This window comes from Streptomyces gobitricini (assembly GCF_039532985.1).
GTDB classification, from domain to species: domain Bacteria; phylum Actinomycetota; class Actinomycetes; order Streptomycetales; family Streptomycetaceae; genus Streptomyces; species Streptomyces gobitricini.
The window spans coordinates 109,724-128,916 of record NZ_BAAASR010000015.1 but is presented as its reverse complement, the minus strand read 5'-3'; the positions used below and the strand labels follow the sequence as shown (position 1 = coordinate 128,916).

20 protein-coding genes are annotated in these 19,193 nt (G+C 73.8%); 10 read left to right on the top strand and 10 right to left on the bottom strand.

Translation table 11 applies throughout. The features are described from left to right. Window positions 1-15 precede the first annotated feature (15 nt). Window positions 16-366: a hypothetical protein gene (locus tag ABD347_RS13100; RefSeq protein ID WP_344360396.1), complete on the bottom strand. Its 351-nt coding sequence runs from the start codon at window positions 364-366 to the stop codon at window positions 16-18. Window positions 367-540: 174 nt separating this feature from the next. Between ABD347_RS13100 and ABD347_RS13095 the strand changes: the two genes are divergently transcribed. Beyond that, entirely contained in the window at window positions 541-816 is a 276-nt protein-coding gene (locus tag ABD347_RS13095) for a DUF1876 domain-containing protein (RefSeq protein WP_344360395.1), read from the top strand. A gap of 90 nt (window positions 817-906) precedes the next feature. Here the strand turns inward: ABD347_RS13095 and ABD347_RS13090 are convergent, their stop codons facing one another. Further along, window positions 907-1,311, bottom strand: coding sequence for a ChaB family protein (locus tag ABD347_RS13090; protein WP_344360394.1), 405 nt, complete (start codon window positions 1,309-1,311; stop codon window positions 907-909). 181 nt (window positions 1,312-1,492) lie between these two features. Between ABD347_RS13090 and ABD347_RS13085 the strand changes: the two genes are divergently transcribed. From ABD347_RS13085 to ABD347_RS13075, 3 genes are all read left to right on the top strand, one after another. Then, window positions 1,493-1,942: an SRPBCC family protein gene (locus ABD347_RS13085; protein WP_344360393.1), complete on the top strand. Its 450-nt coding sequence runs from the start codon at window positions 1,493-1,495 to the stop codon at window positions 1,940-1,942. Window positions 1,943-2,284: 342 nt separating this feature from the next. Next, entirely contained in the window at window positions 2,285-2,719 is a 435-nt protein-coding gene (locus tag ABD347_RS13080; RefSeq protein ID WP_344360392.1) for a DUF6153 family protein, read from the top strand. 92 nt (window positions 2,720-2,811) lie between these two features. Next, entirely contained in the window at window positions 2,812-3,465 is a 654-nt protein-coding gene (locus ABD347_RS13075) for a DUF305 domain-containing protein (protein WP_344360391.1), read from the top strand. A 72-nt stretch (window positions 3,466-3,537) separates the two neighbouring features. Here the strand turns inward: ABD347_RS13075 and ABD347_RS13070 are convergent, their stop codons facing one another. Further along, complete coding sequence (locus ABD347_RS13070) at window positions 3,538-4,626, bottom strand: ABC transporter permease (RefSeq protein WP_344360390.1); 1,089 nt, start codon at window positions 4,624-4,626, stop codon at window positions 3,538-3,540. Window positions 4,627-4,794: 168 nt separating this feature from the next. On the opposite strand from ABD347_RS13070, the gene ABD347_RS13065 reads away from it, so the two are divergent. Both ABD347_RS13065 and ABD347_RS13060 read left to right on the top strand, forming a co-directional pair. After that, window positions 4,795-5,115 carry an STAS domain-containing protein gene (locus tag ABD347_RS13065; RefSeq protein WP_344360389.1) on the top strand — a complete coding sequence of 107 codons (321 nt, stop codon included), beginning with the start codon at window positions 4,795-4,797 and terminating at the stop codon, window positions 5,113-5,115. 5 nt (window positions 5,116-5,120) lie between these two features. Further along, on the top strand, window positions 5,121-6,050 hold the full coding sequence (locus ABD347_RS13060; protein ID WP_344360388.1) for an anti-sigma factor RsbA family regulatory protein: 930 nt from the start codon (window positions 5,121-5,123) through the stop codon (window positions 6,048-6,050). 294 nt (window positions 6,051-6,344) lie between these two features. Here ABD347_RS13060 and ABD347_RS13055 read toward each other — a convergent pair whose 3' ends face one another. After that, a complete protein-coding gene (locus ABD347_RS13055) occupies window positions 6,345-7,292 on the bottom strand; it encodes a DUF6777 domain-containing protein (RefSeq protein ID WP_344360387.1) in 948 nt (315 codons plus the stop codon). Between the two features lie 449 nt (window positions 7,293-7,741). Between ABD347_RS13055 and ABD347_RS13050 the strand changes: the two genes are divergently transcribed. Further along, a complete protein-coding gene (locus ABD347_RS13050; protein WP_425575653.1) occupies window positions 7,742-9,058 on the top strand; it encodes a streptophobe family protein in 1,317 nt (438 codons plus the stop codon). 24 nt (window positions 9,059-9,082) lie between these two features. Here ABD347_RS13050 and ABD347_RS13045 read toward each other — a convergent pair whose 3' ends face one another. The 5 genes from ABD347_RS13045 to ABD347_RS13025 all read right to left on the bottom strand — a co-directional run bounded on the left by ABD347_RS13045 (window position 9,083) and on the right by ABD347_RS13025 (window position 15,308). Further along, window positions 9,083-10,036, bottom strand: coding sequence for a serine/threonine-protein kinase (locus ABD347_RS13045; RefSeq protein ID WP_344360385.1), 954 nt, complete (start codon window positions 10,034-10,036; stop codon window positions 9,083-9,085). Continuing rightward, window positions 10,036-10,917 (bottom strand): hypothetical protein, encoded by an 882-nt coding sequence (locus ABD347_RS13040; protein WP_344360384.1) that lies wholly within the window; start codon window positions 10,915-10,917, stop codon window positions 10,036-10,038. The genes ABD347_RS13045 and ABD347_RS13040 overlap by 1 nt, the downstream gene beginning before the upstream one ends. Window positions 10,918-10,926: 9 nt before the next feature. Continuing rightward, window positions 10,927-13,374 (bottom strand): FHA domain-containing protein, encoded by a 2,448-nt coding sequence (locus tag ABD347_RS13035; protein ID WP_344360383.1) that lies wholly within the window; start codon window positions 13,372-13,374, stop codon window positions 10,927-10,929. Between the two features lie 312 nt (window positions 13,375-13,686). Further along, the gene (locus tag ABD347_RS13030; protein WP_344360381.1) at window positions 13,687-14,460 is read right to left on the bottom strand and encodes a zinc-dependent metalloprotease family protein; all 774 of its coding nucleotides are present in this window, start codon (window positions 14,458-14,460) and stop codon (window positions 13,687-13,689) included. A 239-nt stretch (window positions 14,461-14,699) separates the two neighbouring features. Further along, the gene (locus ABD347_RS13025) at window positions 14,700-15,308 is read right to left on the bottom strand and encodes a TetR/AcrR family transcriptional regulator (protein ID WP_344360380.1); all 609 of its coding nucleotides are present in this window, start codon (window positions 15,306-15,308) and stop codon (window positions 14,700-14,702) included. A gap of 93 nt (window positions 15,309-15,401) precedes the next feature. Here ABD347_RS13025 and ABD347_RS13020 point away from each other — a divergent pair, with 93 nt between their 5' ends. The 3 genes from ABD347_RS13020 (at window position 15,402) to ABD347_RS13010 (ending at window position 18,035) form a co-directional block, all read left to right on the top strand. After that, window positions 15,402-15,812 (top strand): nuclear transport factor 2 family protein, encoded by a 411-nt coding sequence (locus ABD347_RS13020; RefSeq protein WP_344360378.1) that lies wholly within the window; start codon window positions 15,402-15,404, stop codon window positions 15,810-15,812. 178 nt (window positions 15,813-15,990) lie between these two features. Beyond that, complete coding sequence (locus ABD347_RS13015; protein WP_344360376.1) at window positions 15,991-16,878, top strand: SDR family oxidoreductase; 888 nt, start codon at window positions 15,991-15,993, stop codon at window positions 16,876-16,878. Further along, the gene (locus ABD347_RS13010) at window positions 16,875-18,035 is read left to right on the top strand and encodes an FUSC family protein (protein ID WP_344360374.1); all 1,161 of its coding nucleotides are present in this window, start codon (window positions 16,875-16,877) and stop codon (window positions 18,033-18,035) included. The genes ABD347_RS13015 and ABD347_RS13010 overlap by 4 nt, the downstream gene beginning before the upstream one ends. 49 nt (window positions 18,036-18,084) lie before the next feature. On the opposite strand, the gene ABD347_RS13005 is transcribed toward ABD347_RS13010, so the two are convergent. Next, a complete protein-coding gene (locus ABD347_RS13005) occupies window positions 18,085-19,179 on the bottom strand; it encodes a YihY/virulence factor BrkB family protein (protein ID WP_344360372.1) in 1,095 nt (364 codons plus the stop codon). Between the last annotated feature and the right edge of the window lie 14 nt (window positions 19,180-19,193).

The window sequence follows — 19,193 nt, the reverse complement described above, 5'->3', positions numbered from 1 at the left end:
TCGGCACGCCTATGCCTACCGAGCGGGGTGCGCCGTGATCGCGGCCACCGGCGCCGTCTCGCTCAGGTGCCCCACCTGGTGCCGCGCCCGGTCCGTGGCCGCTGCCGGGGCACCGGAGACGGCCGCCGCCGGGGCGGGCGGTGCCGCCTTGCTCCGGTCGTCGGGCGCGTTCGCCACCGAGGACCAGGTGCGCAGGCGGTGACTGGCGGCGTCGTCCAGGCTCACCGGGGCTCCGCGCTGCTCGGCCAGCCGGCTCGCCTCCCGGCCGAGCGCCGCGATGTCGTCCCAGCGCAGCCGCAGCACCACGGCCACCTCGGCACCACCGTCCGGGAGTCCCCGCACCGTCGGCTCGTCGCGCTCGCTCATCACCGCTCCCTTCGTCGCATCGTCGCAGAGACGTCTCACCGCCCAGTACGAAGCGCTTCCGCGCCCTGTTCAGCACCCGGCGGCCGGAACGCCTGGCCCCCGGGTCCCCGAATGGGCGTACGCGCGCCCGCGGGTGCACGCTGGAGGGGTGAGGGAGTGACCTGGAGGTGTGAGATGAAGACGATCGTCGGCTGGCACGTCAATGTCGAGTTCACCGAGGACGAAGCCGCGGGCAGGACCCGCGCGGCCTGCATGGTCAGGCTCCCGGACGGTACGGAGCTGCGCGCCCACGGCCATGCCAAGCGGCACCCCGACGACATGGAGCAGCAGCGCGTCGGGGAGGAGATCGCCGCGGCCCGCTGCCTGAACGAGCTCTCGCGCCGTCTGATGAAGAAGGCCGGGGGCGAGATCGAGGAGGCGACGCACATCCCGGCGCACCTGGCCATGTGAGCCCGGGCCTCGCGGCCATGCCGCGGCCGGTCCCGCCGTGCACCACCGCGACCCGTCCGCGTGGGCACCGGCCCGGCACCCGAAGGACCATCAGGACGACCGCGCCTGCCGCGTCCGGGTCCTGTTCTCCTTACGGATGGCCTCCAGCAGTTCGGGCTTGGACATCCGCGACCGACCCGCGATGTCCAGTCTGCTCGCGAGGTCGTAGAGGTGCCGCTTGGAGGCGTTCTCGTCGACGCCCTCACCACTGCGGCCGCCCTGCCGCCGGGGTCGCGCGGCCAGCGGGTCCGACGGGCCCTTGCGGCCGCCCTCCTTGCGCTCCCAGTGGTCGCCGACCTTCTCGTGGGTGTGCTTGAGGGCGCTGTACGCGACCCGGTGCGCGCGCTCGCCCTCGCCGTACTCCTCGACCGCCGAGTCGTGCGCCTTGACCCAGGTACGCCGCGCGCTCGCCGGTGAGCGCCGCAGCGTCGAGGGCAACTCCTGCTCTCCTGGCACGTTCCTCACCTCCGTACCGCTCCGTCACGGGACGGGTGTCCGGGAGCCGCCGGGACAAACAGGTGGCGGGAAGGGGTCATGAGTGCGGGGGACGGGGGCACACGAGGGCCCGAGGGAACCGACGCGGTCGATGTCCGGCGTACGGCCGGGCGGTCGGAACCAGGGAAGGACGCAACAGCACATGTCGCAGGTCGAGGAATCCATCGAAGTCCGCGTGCCGGTGCGCACCGCCTACAACCAGTGGACCCAGTTCGAGACCTTTCCGCAGTTCATGGAGGGCGTGGAGCGGATCGAGCAGCGCACCGACACCCTCACCCACTGGGTGACCCAGGTGAACGGCGCGGCGCGGGAGTTCGACGCCGAGATCACCGAGCAGGTCCCCGACGAGCGGGTCGCCTGGACCACCGTCGGCGGTGAGGCCAGGCAGGCCGGTGTGGTGACGTTCCACCGCATCGACGACACGACCACGAAGGTCATGCTGCAGATGGACTTCGAGCCCGACGGGATCGCCGAGACCGTCGGGGACAAGCTCGGGTTCGTCAAGCGGCAGGTCACCGGAGACCTCAAGCGGTTCAAGTCCTTCATGGAGTCGCACGGCACGGAGACCGGCGCCTGGCGGGGCCAGGTCTGAGCCGTACGCACGGGGGCCCCGGGCCCGGCGGGCGTACGGCCCCCAGCCGACGGGTGGTTCGTGGCCCGCATGCGGTCCGTGGGCCGCATGCGACCGGCGCGGGCGGCGCAGGTCGGCGAGGACGCCGGGCCGGACGGGTGACACGCCACCGTGTCCGCGCCCTGCCTGCCGCGGACCGACCCGCCCCGGGTGGCATCGTGGGGTGCGTTAACTCCAAGCGCTCCGCCACAGGGGCTGCTGGGCCGGGCCCCCGGACGGGTCGACCGTCCGGGGGCCCCGGCTTGTCCACAGGCGGGCCCACCCGTCGGCGGGGACGCGGGAGAGGCCTCTACGATGGGCGCCATGAGCACCGATCCGCACCGCCGCCGCGTACGCCTCCGGGCGTGCCGAGGGGCGCTGCTGATCCTGGCCGTACTGGCCGGGGTGTTCGCCATGCACGGACTGGCGGCCGGCACCATCGCCCCCGCGACCGCCGGTCACGCACCCGCGGAACCGGGCGGCCATGTCACCGGCCACGCACATGCGGAACCGGCCGGTCATGTCGCCGGCGACGCCTGCGACCACGTGGACGAGAGCGGCGGCGGGGCGGGCCACGCCCAGCACGCGGACTCCACGTGCGCGGCCGGTGGTGTCTCCGGCGCGCCCGGACAGGCACCCCTGCTCGCCGCCACCGTCCCGGCGGCGGCCGACCCGCTGCTCCACGCCCGCCCGGGCGGCGCGACGGTGCCCGGCCGCGCCCCGCCCGACCTGGCCCAGCTGCAACTCCTGCGCATATAGGGACGCCCGCGCGGCGCACCGTCCTCCCGCGAGGACGGCTGCCGCCGTGTCCGTGAGTCCGTTCTCAGCGCATGCAAGGAGTCGCACCACCCATGACCGCACGACGTCTTCCCCGTGCCCGTAAGGCCGCCGCCGCCGCTGTCGGCGCCGCCGCCGCACTCGTCCTCGCCGCCTGCGGCACCGGCGGCGGGGAGCCCACCCGCCACACGGGCCACGACAGCGCGCCGTCCGCCTCCCCCTCGGCATCCGCCTCCGTCGCGCGAAGCGGCCACAACGCCGCCGACGTGGCTTTCGCCCAGGGCATGATCCCGCACCACCGGCAGGCCGTCGACATGGCCGACATGGCGGAGGGCCGTGCCGCCGCCAAGGAGGTGAAGGACCTCGCCGCCGCGATCAAGAAGGCCCAGGACCCCGAGATCCGGACCCTGACCGGATGGCTGACCTCCTGGGGCGAGCAGGTCCCCGCCGAGGGGGCAGCCGACCACTCCGGTCATTCCGGTCACGGTGACGCGATGTCCGGGATGATGACCGACCAGGAGATGGAGCAGCTGGAGAAGTCCTCCGGGAAGGCCTTCGACACGGCGTTCCTCACGCTGATGATCAAGCACCACCAGGGCGCGGTGACGATGGCGAAGACCGAGCAGACCCAGGGCTCCCACCCGCCCGCGCGGGCCATGGCCGGCGAGATCATCGCCTCCCAGTCCGCCGAGATCGCCGAGATGCGCGAGCTGCTCGGTACGGACTGACCCCGGGCCGCCCGGACCGGCGGGGGCACCGTCGCTCACGGTGCCGTCGCCGGCCGCTCCCGGGACCGGGGCTCAGGCCGCCGCGTGGGCCGGGGCCCGGTCGCGACCGCCCGGGTGGCGGTGGCGCCAGAACCAGAACACGGCACTGGACACCAGCGCCCACGCACCCAGTACGGCGAACGGGAACAGGTGCTGGTGTCCGCCGAAGTACACGGCCGTGTGCTGGGCGTTCACCGACGCACCGGGCGGCAGCCAGCGCCCGATGTGGCCGAGTGCGGACGGCAGCAGCGGCCAGGAGACCGCTCCGCCCGAGGAGGGGTTGCCCAGCAGCACCATCAGCCCCCAGGTCGGCAGCATCGCCCACCGCCCCATGAGCGTGTTGAACATGGTGAAGACCATGCCCGACGTGAACATCGTCAGGGCCAGGATCAGCCAGGACTCCACGAACGGCAGGTCCAGGGCGCCCAGCAGCCAGTCGACGGCCGCCGCGATCGCGAAGCCGCCGAGCAGGGCGTACGCCGCCGTGAAGGCGATCCGCTCGGCGGGGTCGAGCGCCCGGGCGTGCACGCTCAGCTGGATCGCGCCCACGAAGCCGATGATCACCGCGGCGAGCGAGATGTAGAACAGCGCCAGCCCCCGGGGATCACCCTCCTGCAACGGTTTGATGTCCCGCACCACGACCGGTACGCCCGTGGCCCGGCCCACCTCCGCCCCCGCCTCGGCGAGCAGCCGCGCGACGGACGCCCCGGCGGCACCGACCACGTCCAGCCGCACCCCGGAGCCGTCCGGACGGCTCGTGAGCACGGCGAAGACCTCCTGCTCGTCCACCGCGCGGCGCGCCTCGGCCGCACTGTCGTACCGCCGCAGCTCCAGCGAGGCGTTCAGCGCCCGCTCCATGCCGTCGACGAACCTCTCGCCCCGCGCCGTGTCCACGGCCCCGACCACCGCCGTGGGGATGTGCCGCGGCGTCGGGTTCGCCATGGTGTACGTGTACGAACCGGCGAACAGGGCGGCCGCCGCGGCCAGGATCAGCACCAGCACGGTGGCCGGCAGGAGGGGCGAGGCCTTGAACGCCGCCCACCTGTCGGCCCGTGTCGGCGGACGGCCGTGGGCTCCGTGGGGAGCGCCCTGGGCTTCGTTGGCATCATGCGTGTCGGACATGCCGCCAGGCTAAAGCGAACATATCCGTCGATAAGACGGGCACACGCACGTGGAACCGGGTGGGAAAGCGGATCCGGCTTCGTCCACGGACGCGGGGGAAGGTACCGTCAGTGGTCGGACGGAATTCACGGAGGGGCGATGGCGGTGCCGCGCACCGAAAGAGTGTCCGTGCCCGGACGACCCCGGCGCCCCCTGGTGACCGACGAGTGCGGGTCCGGGGACTGTGTCCGAGTCTCGGGTCAGGTCTACCTCGACACGCTCACGGACTGGGAGCGGATCCTGGGAGTCCTGCTCCAGCGTGAAGGGGATATCCGCATGGACATGTCGGATCTCACCTTCGTCGACGTGGCGGGCGCGACCTCGCTCGCTCGCGCGGCGCAGCGCCTGCCGGACGGCCGACGGATCGTGGTCCGCAAGCCACCGGCCTCGCTGACTCGGGTGCTGGAGTTCTTCTGGCCGGAACTGGTGGCAATCGAGGTGGTGGAGTGAACGACATGGCGCCTGCGGCGGAGCCGTTCACGCACCCTGCCCTTTTCTACGCCGACGAGGCCGGGTACCTGGCGGGGACCGTGCCGTTCGTCGAAGCGGGCCTCGCCGCCGGCGAACCGGTCGCGGTCGCCGTTCCCGGGGAGAACCTCGCCCTGCTGCGCAAGGCGCTGGGCGGCGACGCCGACCGCGTACGGCTGCTGGACATGGAGCAGGCGGGCCGCAATCCCGGCCGCATCATCCCGCGCGTACTGCGCGGCTTCGCCGACGCCCACCCCGGCCGCCGCGTGCGGATCATCGGCGAACCGATCTGGCGGGGTCGCAGCGCCGGTGAGTACCCGGCCTGCGCCCAGCACGAGGCACTGATCAACCACGCGTTCACCGGGCGCGAGGTCACCATCCTGTGTCCTTACGACACCTCCGAGCTGGACGAGGTGGTGCTGGCCGACGCCCGTACAACCCACCCGGTGCTCATCGAGGACGGCGTCGAGCGGACCAGCGACGCGTACGCGCCCGACCGGATCGTGAGCGGCTACAACCTGCCCCTGGTCCGGCCGCCGGGCGCCGCGCGGCTGGCCTACGACGCGGACCTGCTGCCCGACGCGCGTGGCTTCGCGCTGGAGCGGGCGGACCGGCTCGGGCTGCCCGCGGACCGGCGCGACGACGTGGCCCTGGCGGTGGCGGAGCTGACCACCAACAGCGTCGTCCACGGCGGCGGCACGGGCACGCTGTGGGTGTGGGCCGAGGACGGGCACCTGGTGTGCGAGGTCCGGGACGGCGGCAAGTTGACCGATCCCCTCGCCGGGCGCCGCCCGGCCCAGCCGGGCCAGATCGGAGGGCGGGGGCTGCTGCTGGTCAACTACCTCGCCGACCTCGTACGCGTCCACGCCGTGGACGAGGGCACCACCATCCGGTGCTACTTCCGGCTGCGGTCCTAGGGCGCGCCGAACGGACTCCGTGACGCTGGACGGCGTGGCCATCCGCCACGGCGGCGCGGGTTCCGGCAGCGGCGGTCCGCCGTCCCCGGCCACGGGCGCGCCTTTCAGCCGCATCCCGCGGGACACCGCGTCACCGTCGTCGGCCCGCGCGGCCACGGCGACGGTGAGGCGTGCCCGGTGAGGCCGATCCGCTGAGGTCCCAAACGGCCCGCGGGCGGCCGGGCCCGGCTGCACGGTGCCGAGCCGTGCGGTGCCGAGCCGTGCGCGGGGCGACAGGGCGGGGACACCCGGCGGTCAGGACGCGGGCGCCGAGGGGGCGGTCGGTGGGCCGTCGTCGGGGGACTGCTCGGTGGTGGTCTCGCCGGGGGGCGGCTCCGTGGTCGTCCCGGTGTCCGGCGTCTGCGGGCTCACCGGGGGCTGGGGCTCGGGGGGCTGGTCGCTGGGGGAGGACGGCGGCTGAGGCTCGGGGGAGGACGGGGTCGGGGACGTCGCGGTGCCGGTGGGCGCGGTCGTCGGCGCCTCGGTCTCCCGGTCGCGGTCGGCGTTGGAGTCGCCCGGCCGGCGGACGACCCACTCCCCGGTGTCGATGTCGACGATGACGAAGACCTTCACGACCCGCGGGGCCGGTTTGACGACGACCGTGTTCGACATCCGGTAACCGGGCCAGGGGGTCCCGACGGGCCGCGGAGCGGTTCTGGGGATCACCGGCTCGCCGAGCGGATTGCCGCAGGCACACCGCACACGGGGCACACCGCGGTTGTCGACCAGGACGGCGGTGCCTGCCTGGAGGACCGCCTGGTACGCCCGCGGGGCCCCGTCCCGGTACCCGTGGTTGGTGACCCAGGTGTCCGCGCGCAGCCGCAGGGGGGTCAGCGACCGCAGGTGGTCGGGCACCGTGGGCGGCTGGATGCGCAGGGCGTCGGCGAAGGCCCGGTTCTTGGCCGGTTCCGCGGCCAGGTACTCGATCTGACGCTCGACGTCGCAGCTGGCCGCGTTCTTGGTGCCGCCGTACAGGCCCCGCCGCGAACCGTCGTACTGCCGGACGGCGTTGTCACCGGGTGGCGGCTGGGTCGTGGGCACCTGGACCGAGGGGGAGGCCGAGACGACCGGGTCGCGCGCCGTGGACTCGGTGAACGGGTCCGGGCCGGTGGCCGCGGCGTTCTGCAGGGAGATGGTGCCGCCTCCGCCGCCGGCCCCGCCGTCCTTGCCCCCACCGCCGGGGCGGGTCAGGACGACAGCCACCACCACCGCCACGACGACCGCGACGGCGGCGATGGCGATACGGGGGGCGGAGCGCCACCACGGACGGCCTCCACCGCCGGCCCCGCCACCAGCGCCGCCGGCCCCGCCACCAGCGCCGCCGCCGGTGCCGCCCGGCCCGCCTCCCGGGCCACCGGCCCCGCCGCCGGTCCCACCGGCCTGATGCGAACCGCCGGTTCCGCCGCCACCAGGGGCGGAGGGAGGCGGCGGACCGCCGTGCGGATGCGAGGACTGGCCCGAGATGGGACCGGGGGGAGGGCCGGTCGGGCGATCGGAGGGCGGTTGGGAAGTCACATTTTTCCCTTTCTTCCGTTCCGCGCCATTGTGTGCTCCCTCCGGGTGTGCCGCGCAAGCGGAAGGTGGCGGCCCGGTGACGCACCGCCACCGCCCCGCAGGCGAGTGCCCGCCCACGCGCTTACCGTGGCAGCGTGATCCGTAAGGGACCCCCCGCACCGCACCCCGCACCGCGGTCCTCGGCCGGTGGCGTCCACAGCGCCGTACGCGACTGGGGCGACGCCCTCGTCACCGTGCTCGCCGCGCTGTGCGCCATGGGCGTCGTGGCCGCCCTCGGCCTGTGGGCGGCGGGCGCCGCCGACCTGCCCGGCGGCGCGTTCCCGCGCGTCGTCGCCGCCGTCGTGCTGATCGCCGCGGGCGGCTCGGTCGACGTCTCCGGTCAGGCCGGCGGCCTCGCCGGCACGGACGCGGAACTCACCCTCATGCCGCTCTCCGTCACCCTCGCGGGCGCGCTGCCGGCCGGCTGGACGTTCCTGCGGCCGCTGCGACACCGCGCCGTCGCCGGAACCGGCGAACTCCTCGCCCGGTTCGCCCGCACCGCCGTCCTGTGGCTGGCCGGGCTCGCCGCCCTGACCGCACTCGCCCGGCACACCTTCTCCATCGTGCCGCCCGACTCGCCCGTCGACATCATCGGCGGACTGCTGGGCGCGACGCCCACCGTCGGCTTCCGCGCCGCCGTCGTCCCCACGCTCCTGTTCGGTCTCGCCTGGCTGCTCGGCGTCCTCGCCATGGCCCTGCTCGTCTCCCGCCGCGCCCCGCTCCCCGCCCGGCTGCTCCGCTACCAGGAACCGGTGCGCCCGGCCGCCTTCGCCATGCTGCTCCTGCTCCTCGCGTACGTCGCCATCGGCCTGGTCGTCGGTCTGGTCGTGGCGGCGACCAAGGGGCACGCCGCCGAGACGTTCGCCGTCATCTTGCTGGGCCTGCCCAACGTCGTCTGGCTCGCTCTGGGCCTGGGCATCGGCGCGTCCTGGGAGGGCAGGGTGGAGGGCCCGTTCGGCCTGCCGATGCCCCAGGTCCTGGACGCGGCGCTGCGCGGCTCCGAGAACACCACCCTGGACGTGGCCGCCCTCGCCCAGCACGACGGGCGTGCCTGGTGGCTCGTCCCGGTCGCCGCCGTACTGCTGCTGGCCGCCGCGTTCGCCATGGCGGTGCGCTCACCGGCCGGCACCCGGCTCTGGCAGTACGCCCTCCACCTCGGCGTCGCCTTCGCGCTCACCATGCTCGCGGTGGCCCCCGTCACGCGGGTCGTCGCCCGGCTGGGCCTGTCGATCCTGGGCATCGTGGAGATCGACGACCTGGGCGGCCAGGTGGCGCTGCACCCGCGCCTGTGGAGCGCGGTCGGTCTCGCCCTGCTCTGGGGCCTGGTCGCCGGCCCCCTCGGCGCTCTGCTTGCCTCACGTGTACGCCGCCGCGGAGAGGTCCCCACGGAGCCCGGCCCACCGCCGGCGGCATAGCCGGCGCCATGGCCGGGGTCGTTCTCACAGCTCCCGGAACACCGGCAGCGCCCAGGCGGGAGGGGCGGGCGGCGGCTCGGGGGCGTCGGCACCGCCCACCAGCGCCGCCCGGAGCTCGGCCACGAACTGCAGGCACGTGTCGTACCGCTCGTCCGGCGCCTTCGCGAGCGCCTTCGCCAGCACGGCGTCGACCGCGGCCGGCAGCCCCCGGCGCTCCCCGGTCAGCGGCGGCGGCGGGTCGTACTGGTGGGCCCAGAGCAGCGCCATGTCGTCGTCCCGCCGGAACGGCGGCACGCCGGCGAGCGTCTCGAACACCACGCACCCGAGGCTGTACACGTCGCACCGGCCGTCCACCGGCCGCCCCGCGATCTGTTCCGGCGCCACATAGTCGAGCGTCCCCACGAACTGGCCCACACTCGTGAACCCCGTCAGGGACAGGGACTTCTTCGTCAGGCCGAAGTCAGTGAGGTACACGTGCTCGGGGTGCTCGCTGTCCGTTCCCGGCGCCACCAGGATGTTGCCCGGCTTGACGTCCCGGTGCACCAGGTCGTGCGCGTGGGCCGCGTCCAGCGCGGACGCCACCTGCGAGGCGATCCGCCCCGCCTGGTCGGGCGGCAGTGGGCCCACTCGGTCCAGCAGCGCCCGAAGGTCCTGCCCGGCGACGTACCGCATGGCGATGTAGAGCACGCCCTCGGTCTCGCCCGCCTCGAACACCGGGACGATGTGCGGGTGGTCGATCGCGGCGGCCACCCGGGACTCGTGCGCGAACCGCCGCCGGAAGGTGTCGTTGCGGGCCAGCTCGGGGGCGAGGAGCTTCAGCGCCACCGCGCGCTCCAGCCGCAGGTCGAGCGCCCGGTACACCACGGCCATGCCGCCCCGCCCGATCTCGCTCTCCACCCGGTAGTCCGCGATCTGCTTGCCGACCAGCCCGGACGGCCGGCCGGCGGGCAGGTCGTCGCGCGTGACGCGGTCCGCCATCAGCGGTCACCCGCCCGGTCCGGCGGACCGTCCGCATCGTCGTCCTGGGTGGGCCCGAATTCCACCACCCGGGTCGGTTCGGGGGCCGTGTCGGGCGCCGGGGGGTGGTCGACGACCCGGGTCGGTTCGGGGTTCGTGTGGTCGTCCTCGACGGGCCGGAGGTCCGCCACCCGCGTCGGTTCGGGGGCTGTGTCGGGTACCTGGGCCTGGTCCACGACCCGGGTGGGTTCGTACCCCGCGGGTGCGGCGGGCGTGCCGGAGACAGGGGTGCCCGGCACGGCGGAGACCCCCCGGCCACCGGGGGCGGCCACGGGCGGCGGCTCCTCGCCGACGGCCGGACCGGTTCCGGCGGTGGACGGGCCGGCCGAGGCGGCGTACGTACTCAGCCGCGTACCGTCGCAGTACAGCCAGCGCTCGCGCCGCGCGTCGTACAGCCACAGGGCCTCGCCGTCCACCACCAGGCCGATCCGCAGCCCGTGGGTCCGGCGCCGGAACGCCTCGCCGTCCACGCGCCCCGCCGCCAGGTCCTCGGTGGCCAGCCGGTAGCGGCTCACCGCCTCCTCGGCCCGGGTGAGGAGCGGCCGCGGATCCGTGGCCGTGCCCATCGGCTGCCCCACCGCCGGGGGGTCGGGCGGCACGGACACCAGCAGTCGCCCGTCCACCCAGGCGGACCAGCCGTTGGCACACAGCACCCGGCCCCAGTCACCGAGCCGCTCCAGCAACCGCACGGGCAGGAACGGGTCCAGCGGCACGGTCGGGCGGCCCGGATCCGGCGCCTCCCAGGCGGGCAGCCCCTCGGCCGGCACGACATGGCTGGGCCGGAAGCCGCCGTCGTCCGGAGAGTCGGACGCACCAGAGGGACCGGAGCCGGGAAAGACCATCAACCGCGCCTACTTTCGCATGATCACCGGCTCGTGCCGGCGCAGCAGCCTCGCCACCAGGAAACCGAGGACGAGGCTCAGCACCACGAGCATCCCCATGTCGAGCAGCCACGTTCCCACCGTGTGGTCGAAGAGCGGGTCGGCGGTCTTCTCGGTCGGCGAGAGCCTCTGGAGGTCGACGGTCGAGCCCATCGCCCCGAACGCCCACCGGGAGGGGACGAGCCACGACAACTGCTCCAGGACCAGAGCCCCGTGGATCTTGAGCAGACCGCCGCAGAACACCACCTGCACGATCGCGAGGAGCACCAGGAGCGGCATGGTGACCTCCTCCTTGCGCACCAGCGCGGACACGAACAGGCCCAGCATCATCGCGGTGAACGACAGCAGCGCCACGGCCAGGGTGATCTCCACGAGCGGCGGCATCAGCACGCCCTTGCCGCCCGGGGCGTTCAGCGGGACGCCGATCAGCGCGACCAGGGTCAGGACGACGGCCTGGACGACCGTGATCACACCGAGGACCACGACCTTGGACATCAGATACGCCGACCTCGACAGGCCGACGGCTCTCTCCCGGCGGTAGATCGTCCGCTCCTTCACCAGCTCCCGCACCGCGTTGGCCGCGCCCGTCAGCACACCGCCGACGCACAGGATCAGCAGCACGTTCATCGCCGACTCGCGGCCGAAGCCGCCCTCGGACAGGGCCCTGGCCATCGCTCCCATCACGAACGGCAGCGCGATCATGATGGCGATGAACGTCCGGTCGGCGCTCAGCGCGGCCGTGTACCGCCGTACGAGCGTGCGCAGCTGGGCGCCCCAGCTCTGCGCCTTGGGCGGTGGCGCGGGCGGCATGGCCACCCCCGCGCCGTCGGGTGACGGCGGCCGCTGCATGGCGCCCGCGATGTACTGCTGATGGAGCCGCGAGGCACGGTACTGCCCCGCCCAGTCGCGGTCCCGGTCGTTCTCGAAGGCCTCGAACGCCTCGGGCCACTGCGCGAAGCCGAAGTAGCCCAGCGCGTCCTCGGGCGGCCCGTAGTACGCGATCCGCCCGCCCGGCGCCAGGACCAGCAGCCGGTCGCAGACGTCCAGGCTGAGCACGCTGTGGGTGACGACGACGACCGTACGGCCGTCGTCGGCGAGCCCGCGCAGCATGTGCATCACCGACCGGTCCATGCCCGGGTCCAGCCCGGAGGTCGGCTCGTCCAGGAACAGCAGCGACGGCTTCGTCAGCAGCTCCAGCGCCACGCTGACCCGCTTGCGCTGGCCGCCGGACAGGCTGTGGATGGGCTGCTCGGCGCGCTGCCGGAGGCCCAGTTCCTCGATCACCTCGTCGACGCGGGCCTGCCGCTCGGAGCGTGCGGTGTCCTCGGGGAAGCGCAGCTCGGCGGCGTAGGTGAGGGCGCGCCGCACGGTCAGCTGGAGGTGCAGGATGTCGTCCTGCGGTACGAGTCCGATGCGGCGGCGCAGTTCGGCGTAGTCCCGGTACAGGTCGCGGCCGTCGTACAGGACCGTGCCCCGGTCGGCGGGGCGCAGTCCGGTCAGCGCGTTGAGCAGCGTCGACTTGCCCGAGCCGCTGGGTCCGACGACGCCGAGCAGGCACTTCTCGCCGACGGGGAAGGACACCTGGTCGAGGAGGGTCTTACGGCCCCGGTCCACCGTGACCGCCAGGTCCTGTACGTCGAGGGACACCTCACCGGTGTCGGTGAACTCCACCAGCTGGGAGCCGACGAGACAGAAGGCCGAGTGCCCGATGCCGACGATGTCGTCGGGCGTCACCCGCGCGCGGGTGACCGGCTGGCCGTTGAGGAACGTGCCGTTGTGGCTGCCCAGGTCGTGGATCCAGTGGGTGCCGTCCGGGTGGGCGAGCAGTTCGGCGTGCCGGCGCGAGACCGTCAGGTCGTCGACGACCAGGTCGTTGTCGTCGCCCCGCCCGATGCGTACGGTCCGGCTGGGCAGCGGCCGTACCGACGTGGGCTGCCGGAACGTCCCGGTGGCGCCGGGCAGTGACACGGAGGACGGCCGGGGTACGGCAGGCCGGGCGTGGGACGCGGGCGGGGCGGGGGACCAGGAGTGTGACGGGGCGGGGGGCGGGGCGGGGTCCGGCGGGGGCTCCGGGGGCGACTCCGGCGGCGCGGGCCGCTCGGGTGTCGACAGCACGGCGCACGGCCCGTCGGCCGGATGCCCGAAGTGAAGCACGGTGCCGGGTCCCACGCCCCACATCTCGACGCGTCTTCCCCCGGCGAAGGTGCCGTTGGTACTGCCCTCGTCCTGAACGGTCCACTGACCCCCCTGGGGACGCAGCACCGCGTGATGCCAGGAGACACGGGCGTCGGCGAGCACGATGTCGCTCGCCGGGTCACGCCCGACGTGGTACTCCCGACTCGGACTCATCACGGTGGAGTCCCCGTCGATGTCGAGGACCAGCTCGGGCGCGGTGGACATATATGGCCGCTCTCCCATACGGGAATTTTATCCGCCGAAGCGAACATACGCGCGGGAAGTGTGAAATGACGGGTTGATCCGGGCTCCGGCACCGCCCCGGTCGGCCCCCGGCCACCCCCGGCGCCCCGGGCCCGGGTGGCAGGCGTTGCCTCGCCGGCAGTCGGCGGCGGTGACCTCGCCGTTAGCGGTGGACGGCCGCCCCCGGTTGGTCGCGGCGGGCGGCTCTCGCCGAGGCGCGGCTCCGGGTGAAGCGACCTTCCGGTGAAGCGACCTTCCGGTGAGGCGGCGCCCGGTGAGGCGCGTCGGTCGGGCTGCCAGGGGGCCCGCCGCTCACCGCGCCGGGCGGCGGCGGTAGTCGGCCACGATGCCCACCACGGCGTTGAAGGCGCGGACGGTGTCGGCGGGTCTCGGTCGGCCCAGGGGTGAACCGAGCCGCTCACCGCGGTACGTCTGACGGGGGTTGGAGTAGCGGTTGATGCGTCGGCAGGGGCCACCGGTCGCCTTGCGGCAGCTCGACTCGTACGCCTCCAGGGTCGACCATCTGCCGGAGGGCGGGAAGTAACCGCGGGCGCTGTTCGCGCCGCGGGGAGCGGTGACGTAATCGTGCATGGCGCCCAGGTTGTGCCCGATCTCGTGGGCGAGCGAGTGGTGTGCGAGGGCGTTCTGCGCGACGAGGCTGTAGCCGTGGTTGCTGGTCCGGGGCGTCACGCGCCGGGGCCGGTTGGCGAGCCCGGCGGCGCCCTTGCTGCCCGTCACCACCGTGACCAGGTCGGCTCCCAGGCGGTCGCGCAGGCCCGGCAGGTGGTCCGCCACGCCGTCGCCCCGCCGGGCGACCCCCTTCAACAGAGCGCCCCCGGACCGGTCCAGCCGGGCGGGCACCGTGGCGCGGACGATGCCCGTGAGCCGGAGGCGGGCACGGACGGCGCCGGCGGCGAACGCCTGGGAGGCGGAGGTGACGGCCTGTCGGATCCGGGCCCGCAGGACGCGCTCGCCGCCCGCCTCGCCGACAGCGCGGGTGGTGAACCCGGCCAGGATGTCGATGGTGACGGTCCGCTGGCCGTAGTGGGGCCGGGGCACCCGTGTGCAGTGACGTTTCTTCTCCATCGGCGCACGACACGCCCCGCCGGCTTCCTGCCGTGGTGGCGCGGGGGGCGCGGCGGCCGGCAGGGAGAGGGCGGACGACCGGTCCTGGGCCGGCGCGCATCCGGCCGTGCTCAGTACGAGAGCCAGCGCGACGGCACCCCAAGAGGAACGTGCAAGGCGCATCTCCATCCTTTCGCAGAGCGAAACTCCTGGGTGTCCTTGCGGGAAGAGCGGTGCCCCATGCGCGGGGCGGCGCCGATTCACCGGTTCGGCGGTGCGCTCCTCCCGGCCCCCGGCGCGCCGCGTCCGCCCCGGGCGGCCGCGTCCAGCAGTAGAGCCGCGGCCTCCCGTGCCTCCCCGGCCGGTGCGGAGGAGCCGGTGAGGGCGGCGGTCGTCATGGCGCCCTCCGCCAGCAGGGCCACATGGCGTCCGGCCGGGGCCGGGGCGTCCGTCACGGCCACCAGGCCGGTGACGTACCGGAGGAACTCCTCCTTGTGCCGCCGCGCCGCCTCGGCCACCTCCGGCGAAGTGGCGCCGAGCTCCCCGAAGGAGTTGATGAACGCGCAGCCGCGGAAGCCCGGTTCCTCGAACCAGCCGCGCAGCCAGTCGAAGACCGCCAGCACCCGCTCACGCGGCGGGGCGTCGACCGAGTCCACGTAGGCGGCGAGGCTGTCGCGCCAGCGGGCGTCGCGCCGCAGCAGGTACGCCTCGACCAGCGCGCCCTTGGAGGGGAACAGCTGGTACAGGCGCCGCAGGGTGACTCCGGACGCGCTGCGCACGGCGTCCATGCCGACGGTCTGGATGCCCTGTCCGTAGAACAGTTCCTCGGCCGCGTCGAGGACCCGGCTCCTCGCCTCCCCGTTGTCCATGCCGCCACTCCCTTGCCTGAGAACCACCGTTCTCGTAGGGTACCCGAGCAGGTGAGAACGATCGTTCTCACGGTCCTTCGAGAGGAACCCGCCATGCGCCCGCCCCTGCCGCCGTTCACCGAGGAGACCGCCCGCCTGAAGGTGCGGCTCGCCGAGGAGGCCTGGAACACCCGCGACCCCGAGAAGGTGGCTCTCGCCTACACCGAGGACTCCGAGTGGCGCAATCGCGACGTCTTCCTCACCGGCCGGGACGAGATCGTCGCCTTCCTCACCGCCAAGTGGCGGCGCGAACTGGGCTACCGGCTCCGCAAGGAGCTCTGGGCCTTCACCGGGGACCGCATCGCCGTGCGCTTCGCGTACGAGTACCACGACGCCGCCGGGCAGTGGTTCCGCGCGTACGGCAACGAGAACTGGGAGTTCGACGCGAACGGCCTGATGCGCAAGCGCTACGCGAGCATCAACGACGTCCCCATCACCGCCGCGTCCGACCGGATCACCGTGTGAGCGCGTCATCGTGGGCGGCTCATGACCGGATCGCCGTCCGGCCGGATCGCCGTCCGGTGGCCCGTCGCCCGGCCGGACGACGGGCTGCGGCCCTGATTCGCGGGGAATGGTTCGGTCCGTGAGTCTTGGGAACGCGAGATGTCGACCCTGAACCACCCCTGACCAGGAGAGGCGGACCATGACCGACCCCCGCGAGCCCCAGGACCCCGTCACCCGGCACCCGCGGCCGGACTTCCCCGAGCAGGAGCAGCAGCACCCCGGATGGACCGGCCCGATGGACCCGCCGCCGGACCACGGCGAGGACTCCTACCAGGGGACCGGGCTGCTGCGGGACCGCGTCGCCGTCGTCACCGGCGGCGACTCCGGCATCGGGCGCGCGGTGTGCCTGGCGTACGCCCGCGAAGGCGCCGACGTCGTCTTCACCCACCTCCCCGAGGAGGAGGACGAGGCGCGCGAGACCACCAGGCTCGTCGAGGAGGCCGGCCGCAAGGTCATCTCCACGGCCGCCGACAACCGGGACGAGGAGCAGTGCCGTGCCCTGATCCGCCGGGTCGCCGACGAGTTCGGCCGGATCGACGTCCTGGTGAACAACGCGGCGTACCAGATGGCCCAGCCGGACGGCATCGAGGCCATCACGACCGAACAGTTCGACCGGGTGATGAAGACCAACCTGTACGGCATGTTCTGGCTGACCCGGGAGGCGCTGCCGCACATCCCCCGGGGCGGGTCCGTCATCAACACCACGTCCGTGCAGGCCTACAAGCCCAGCCCGCCCCTGCTCGGCTACGCCATGACGAAGGCGGCCATCGTCACCTTCACGCAGGGCCTGGCGCAGATGGTCGCCGAGCGGGGCATCCGGGTGAACGCGGTGGCGCCCGGACCGGTCTGGACGCCGCTCATCCCCGCGACGATGCCGGACACGGCCGAGTTCGGGAAGCAGTCGCCGCTCGGGCGCCCCGCCCAGCCGGCGGAAATGGCACCGGCGTACGTCTTCCTCGCCTCACCGAGCGCGAGTTACATCACCGGAGAGATCGTCAACGCCACCGGCGGCACCCCGCTGCCGTGAACCCGGTCGCCCGTGCGCACGAGGTGTGGCAGCGGGCCGGGTGGGAAGTCGCGGCCGTCGGCAGGTCCGTACGCCGGGCCCTGGCCGGCCCGGGCCCGGAGCGGGACCGGGCCGTCCAGGCCATCAAGGCCGCCGGGGCCGCGATACTCGCCTGGGCGCTGGCCGGCTGGTGGTGGCAGGCACCGCTGGCCCTGATGGCGCCCTGGACGGCGGTCGCCCTCGTCCAGAGCACCGTCTACCGCTCCGTACGGACCGGCGTCCAGCAGGTCGTCCTCATCGCCGCCGGTAGCGTGCTCGCGGCCGCCGCCGCCGGGCTGACCGGCGGCAACACCATGGCGGCCATGGCGATCGTGTTGCCCGTCACCGCGCTGCTCGGCAACTACTCACGCTTCGAGGGGCAGGGCGTCTACGCCTCCACCACGGCGCTGTTCGTCCTGGTGTACGGCTCGTTCAGCGGGTTCGCCATCCTGCACCGGCTGCTGGAGACGCTCCTCGGCGCGGCCATCGGCATCGGCGTCAACGCGCTGGTCCTGCCGCCGGTACACCTGCGGCACGCCCATGAGTCGCTGTGCCGGCTGCCCAGAGACGGCGCGGAGCTGCTCCGCACGATGGCCGGGGAGATGGAGCGGGGCTACGAGCGGCGCCAGGCCCAGGAGTGGCACGACCGCGCCCGGCGGCTGCCGCAGCTGCTCGCCGACCTGCGCAACGCCCGGATGTGGACGAAGGAGAGCCTGCGCCTCAATCCGGGACGCCGCATCCGGCGCCCCGGCCCCGAACTCCCCTCCACGCAGTGGGACGCGGCGTGGGAGCGCGTCGCCGACCATCTGACGGCGCTCACCGGCATGCTCGCGGAGGCGGCCGGCGACCACCCCCGGCTCAGGCCACCGCCGGACACGGTGCTCGGGGAAGTGCCACGGCTGCTGTACGCCCTGGCGGACGTGTGCGAGGCGGACTGCGCGACGCTGACCGGACAGGCCGGGCTCGACGGCGGCCGGGACGAGGCCCTGGAGCGGGCGTGGGCCGCGCAGCGGCGCCTGAAGGCCCGGCTCACCGAGCACGACGAGGAGACCGCCACCTCGGTCGGCGGGCTGGCGGCGGTGACCCAGCGACTGCTCTACGACCTGGACGACGCCCGGCCCGCCGGTACCGGGACGTGACCGGCCCGGTACCACGGCGCACCGGCCGGCGGTACCGGACCGGTGGGCGTCAGCCGCGGCGGGTTGCGTCGTCGCGGGGACCGCCGTGTCCCTCGCGCACCGCCTCCTGGTGCACGACCTCGGCCTCCTCGCGCACCGCCTCGTCGCGATCGGCCTCCCCGTGCGCGACCTCCTCGCGCAGTTCGTCGGGCCACGTGCGGGTGTCGCGCGGTTCCACGTAGGGCTCCTCCGACGCGGGCATGCCCCTGCTGATCGCCCGCTGCCGTGCGAGTTCCGCGTCGAGCTCCAGGCCCAGGAGAATGGCCAGGTTCGACAGCCACAGCCAGATGAGGAAGGTGATGACGCCGGCCAGCGTGCCGTAGGTCTTGTTGTAGGAGCCGAAGTTCGCCACGTACAGCGCGAAGCCGCCCGAGGCGATCAGCCACAGCACCATCGCCAGCACGCTGCCCGGGCTCAGCCAGCGGAAGCCCTGGCCGTGGACGTTCGGCGCCCGCCAGAACAGCAGCGCGATCATCGCGATCACCAGGACGATCAGCACCGGCCACTTGGCGATGTTCCACACGGCGACCGCCTCGTCGCCGAGGCCGATGGCCGCACCCGCGCGCTGCGCCAGCGGGCCGGTGAAGACCACGATCACCGCGCTCATCGCGAGCAGCACCATCAGCACCAGTGTCAGGCCGACCCTGAGCGGGGTCAGCTTCCACACCGGGCGGCCCTCCGGCAGGTCGTACACGGCGTTCGCCGTACGGATGAAGCCCCCCACGTACCCGGAGGCCGACCAGATCGCGCCGATCAGGCTGACGATCGCCACCACGCCACTGGCGCCAGGGCTTTCCTGGAGCTGCTTCACGGCGTCCCCGAGGATGTCCCGCACCGGCCCCGGCGCCAGCTTCTGCAGGTTGTCCAGCACGGTACGGGTGGCCGTCTCGCCGATCACACCCAGCGCCGAGACCAGGACCAGCAGGGCGGGGAAGATCGACAGAACGCTGTAGTACGTCAGCGCGGCGGCCCGGTCGGGGAGTTCGTCGTCCAGGAACTCCTTGCCGGTGCGCTTGAGGACGGCCCGCCAGGAGGCGGCGGACAGGTCGGTGGGTTCTTCCGGCGCCCCGGCGTCTTTTTCCTCGTCATCACCTGTGTGTGCCATACCGGCACGGGTTA

Excerpts from the sequence above, each read along its gene's own strand:
- ABD347_RS13040 (WP_344360384.1), bottom strand. The coding sequence starts at position 10,917 with ATGGTCTTTCCCGGCTCCGGTCCCTCTGGTGCGTCCGACTCTCCGGAC.
- ABD347_RS13020 (WP_344360378.1), top strand. The coding sequence starts at position 15,402 with ATGCGCCCGCCCCTGCCGCCGTTCACCGAGGAGACCGCCCGCCTGAAG.
- ABD347_RS13100 (WP_344360396.1), bottom strand. The coding sequence starts at position 366 with ATGAGCGAGCGCGACGAGCCGACGGTGCGGGGACTCCCGGACGGTGGT.
- ABD347_RS13005 (WP_344360372.1), bottom strand. The coding sequence starts at position 19,179 with ATGGCACACACAGGTGATGACGAGGAAAAAGACGCCGGGGCGCCGGAA.
- ABD347_RS13030 (WP_344360381.1), bottom strand. The coding sequence starts at position 14,460 with ATGGAGAAGAAACGTCACTGCACACGGGTGCCCCGGCCCCACTACGGC.
- ABD347_RS13080 (WP_344360392.1), top strand. The coding sequence starts at position 2,285 with ATGAGCACCGATCCGCACCGCCGCCGCGTACGCCTCCGGGCGTGCCGA.
- ABD347_RS13095 (WP_344360395.1), top strand. The coding sequence starts at position 541 with ATGAAGACGATCGTCGGCTGGCACGTCAATGTCGAGTTCACCGAGGAC.
- ABD347_RS13085 (WP_344360393.1), top strand. The coding sequence starts at position 1,493 with ATGTCGCAGGTCGAGGAATCCATCGAAGTCCGCGTGCCGGTGCGCACC.
- ABD347_RS13015 (WP_344360376.1), top strand. The coding sequence starts at position 15,991 with ATGACCGACCCCCGCGAGCCCCAGGACCCCGTCACCCGGCACCCGCGG.
- ABD347_RS13060 (WP_344360388.1), top strand. The coding sequence starts at position 5,121 with ATGGCGCCTGCGGCGGAGCCGTTCACGCACCCTGCCCTTTTCTACGCC.
- ABD347_RS13035 (WP_344360383.1), bottom strand. The coding sequence starts at position 13,374 with ATGGGAGAGCGGCCATATATGTCCACCGCGCCCGAGCTGGTCCTCGAC.
- ABD347_RS13025 (WP_344360380.1), bottom strand. The coding sequence starts at position 15,308 with ATGGACAACGGGGAGGCGAGGAGCCGGGTCCTCGACGCGGCCGAGGAA.
- ABD347_RS13075 (WP_344360391.1), top strand. The coding sequence starts at position 2,812 with ATGACCGCACGACGTCTTCCCCGTGCCCGTAAGGCCGCCGCCGCCGCT.
- ABD347_RS13070 (WP_344360390.1), bottom strand. The coding sequence starts at position 4,626 with ATGTCCGACACGCATGATGCCAACGAAGCCCAGGGCGCTCCCCACGGA.
- ABD347_RS13045 (WP_344360385.1), bottom strand. The coding sequence starts at position 10,036 with ATGGCGGACCGCGTCACGCGCGACGACCTGCCCGCCGGCCGGCCGTCC.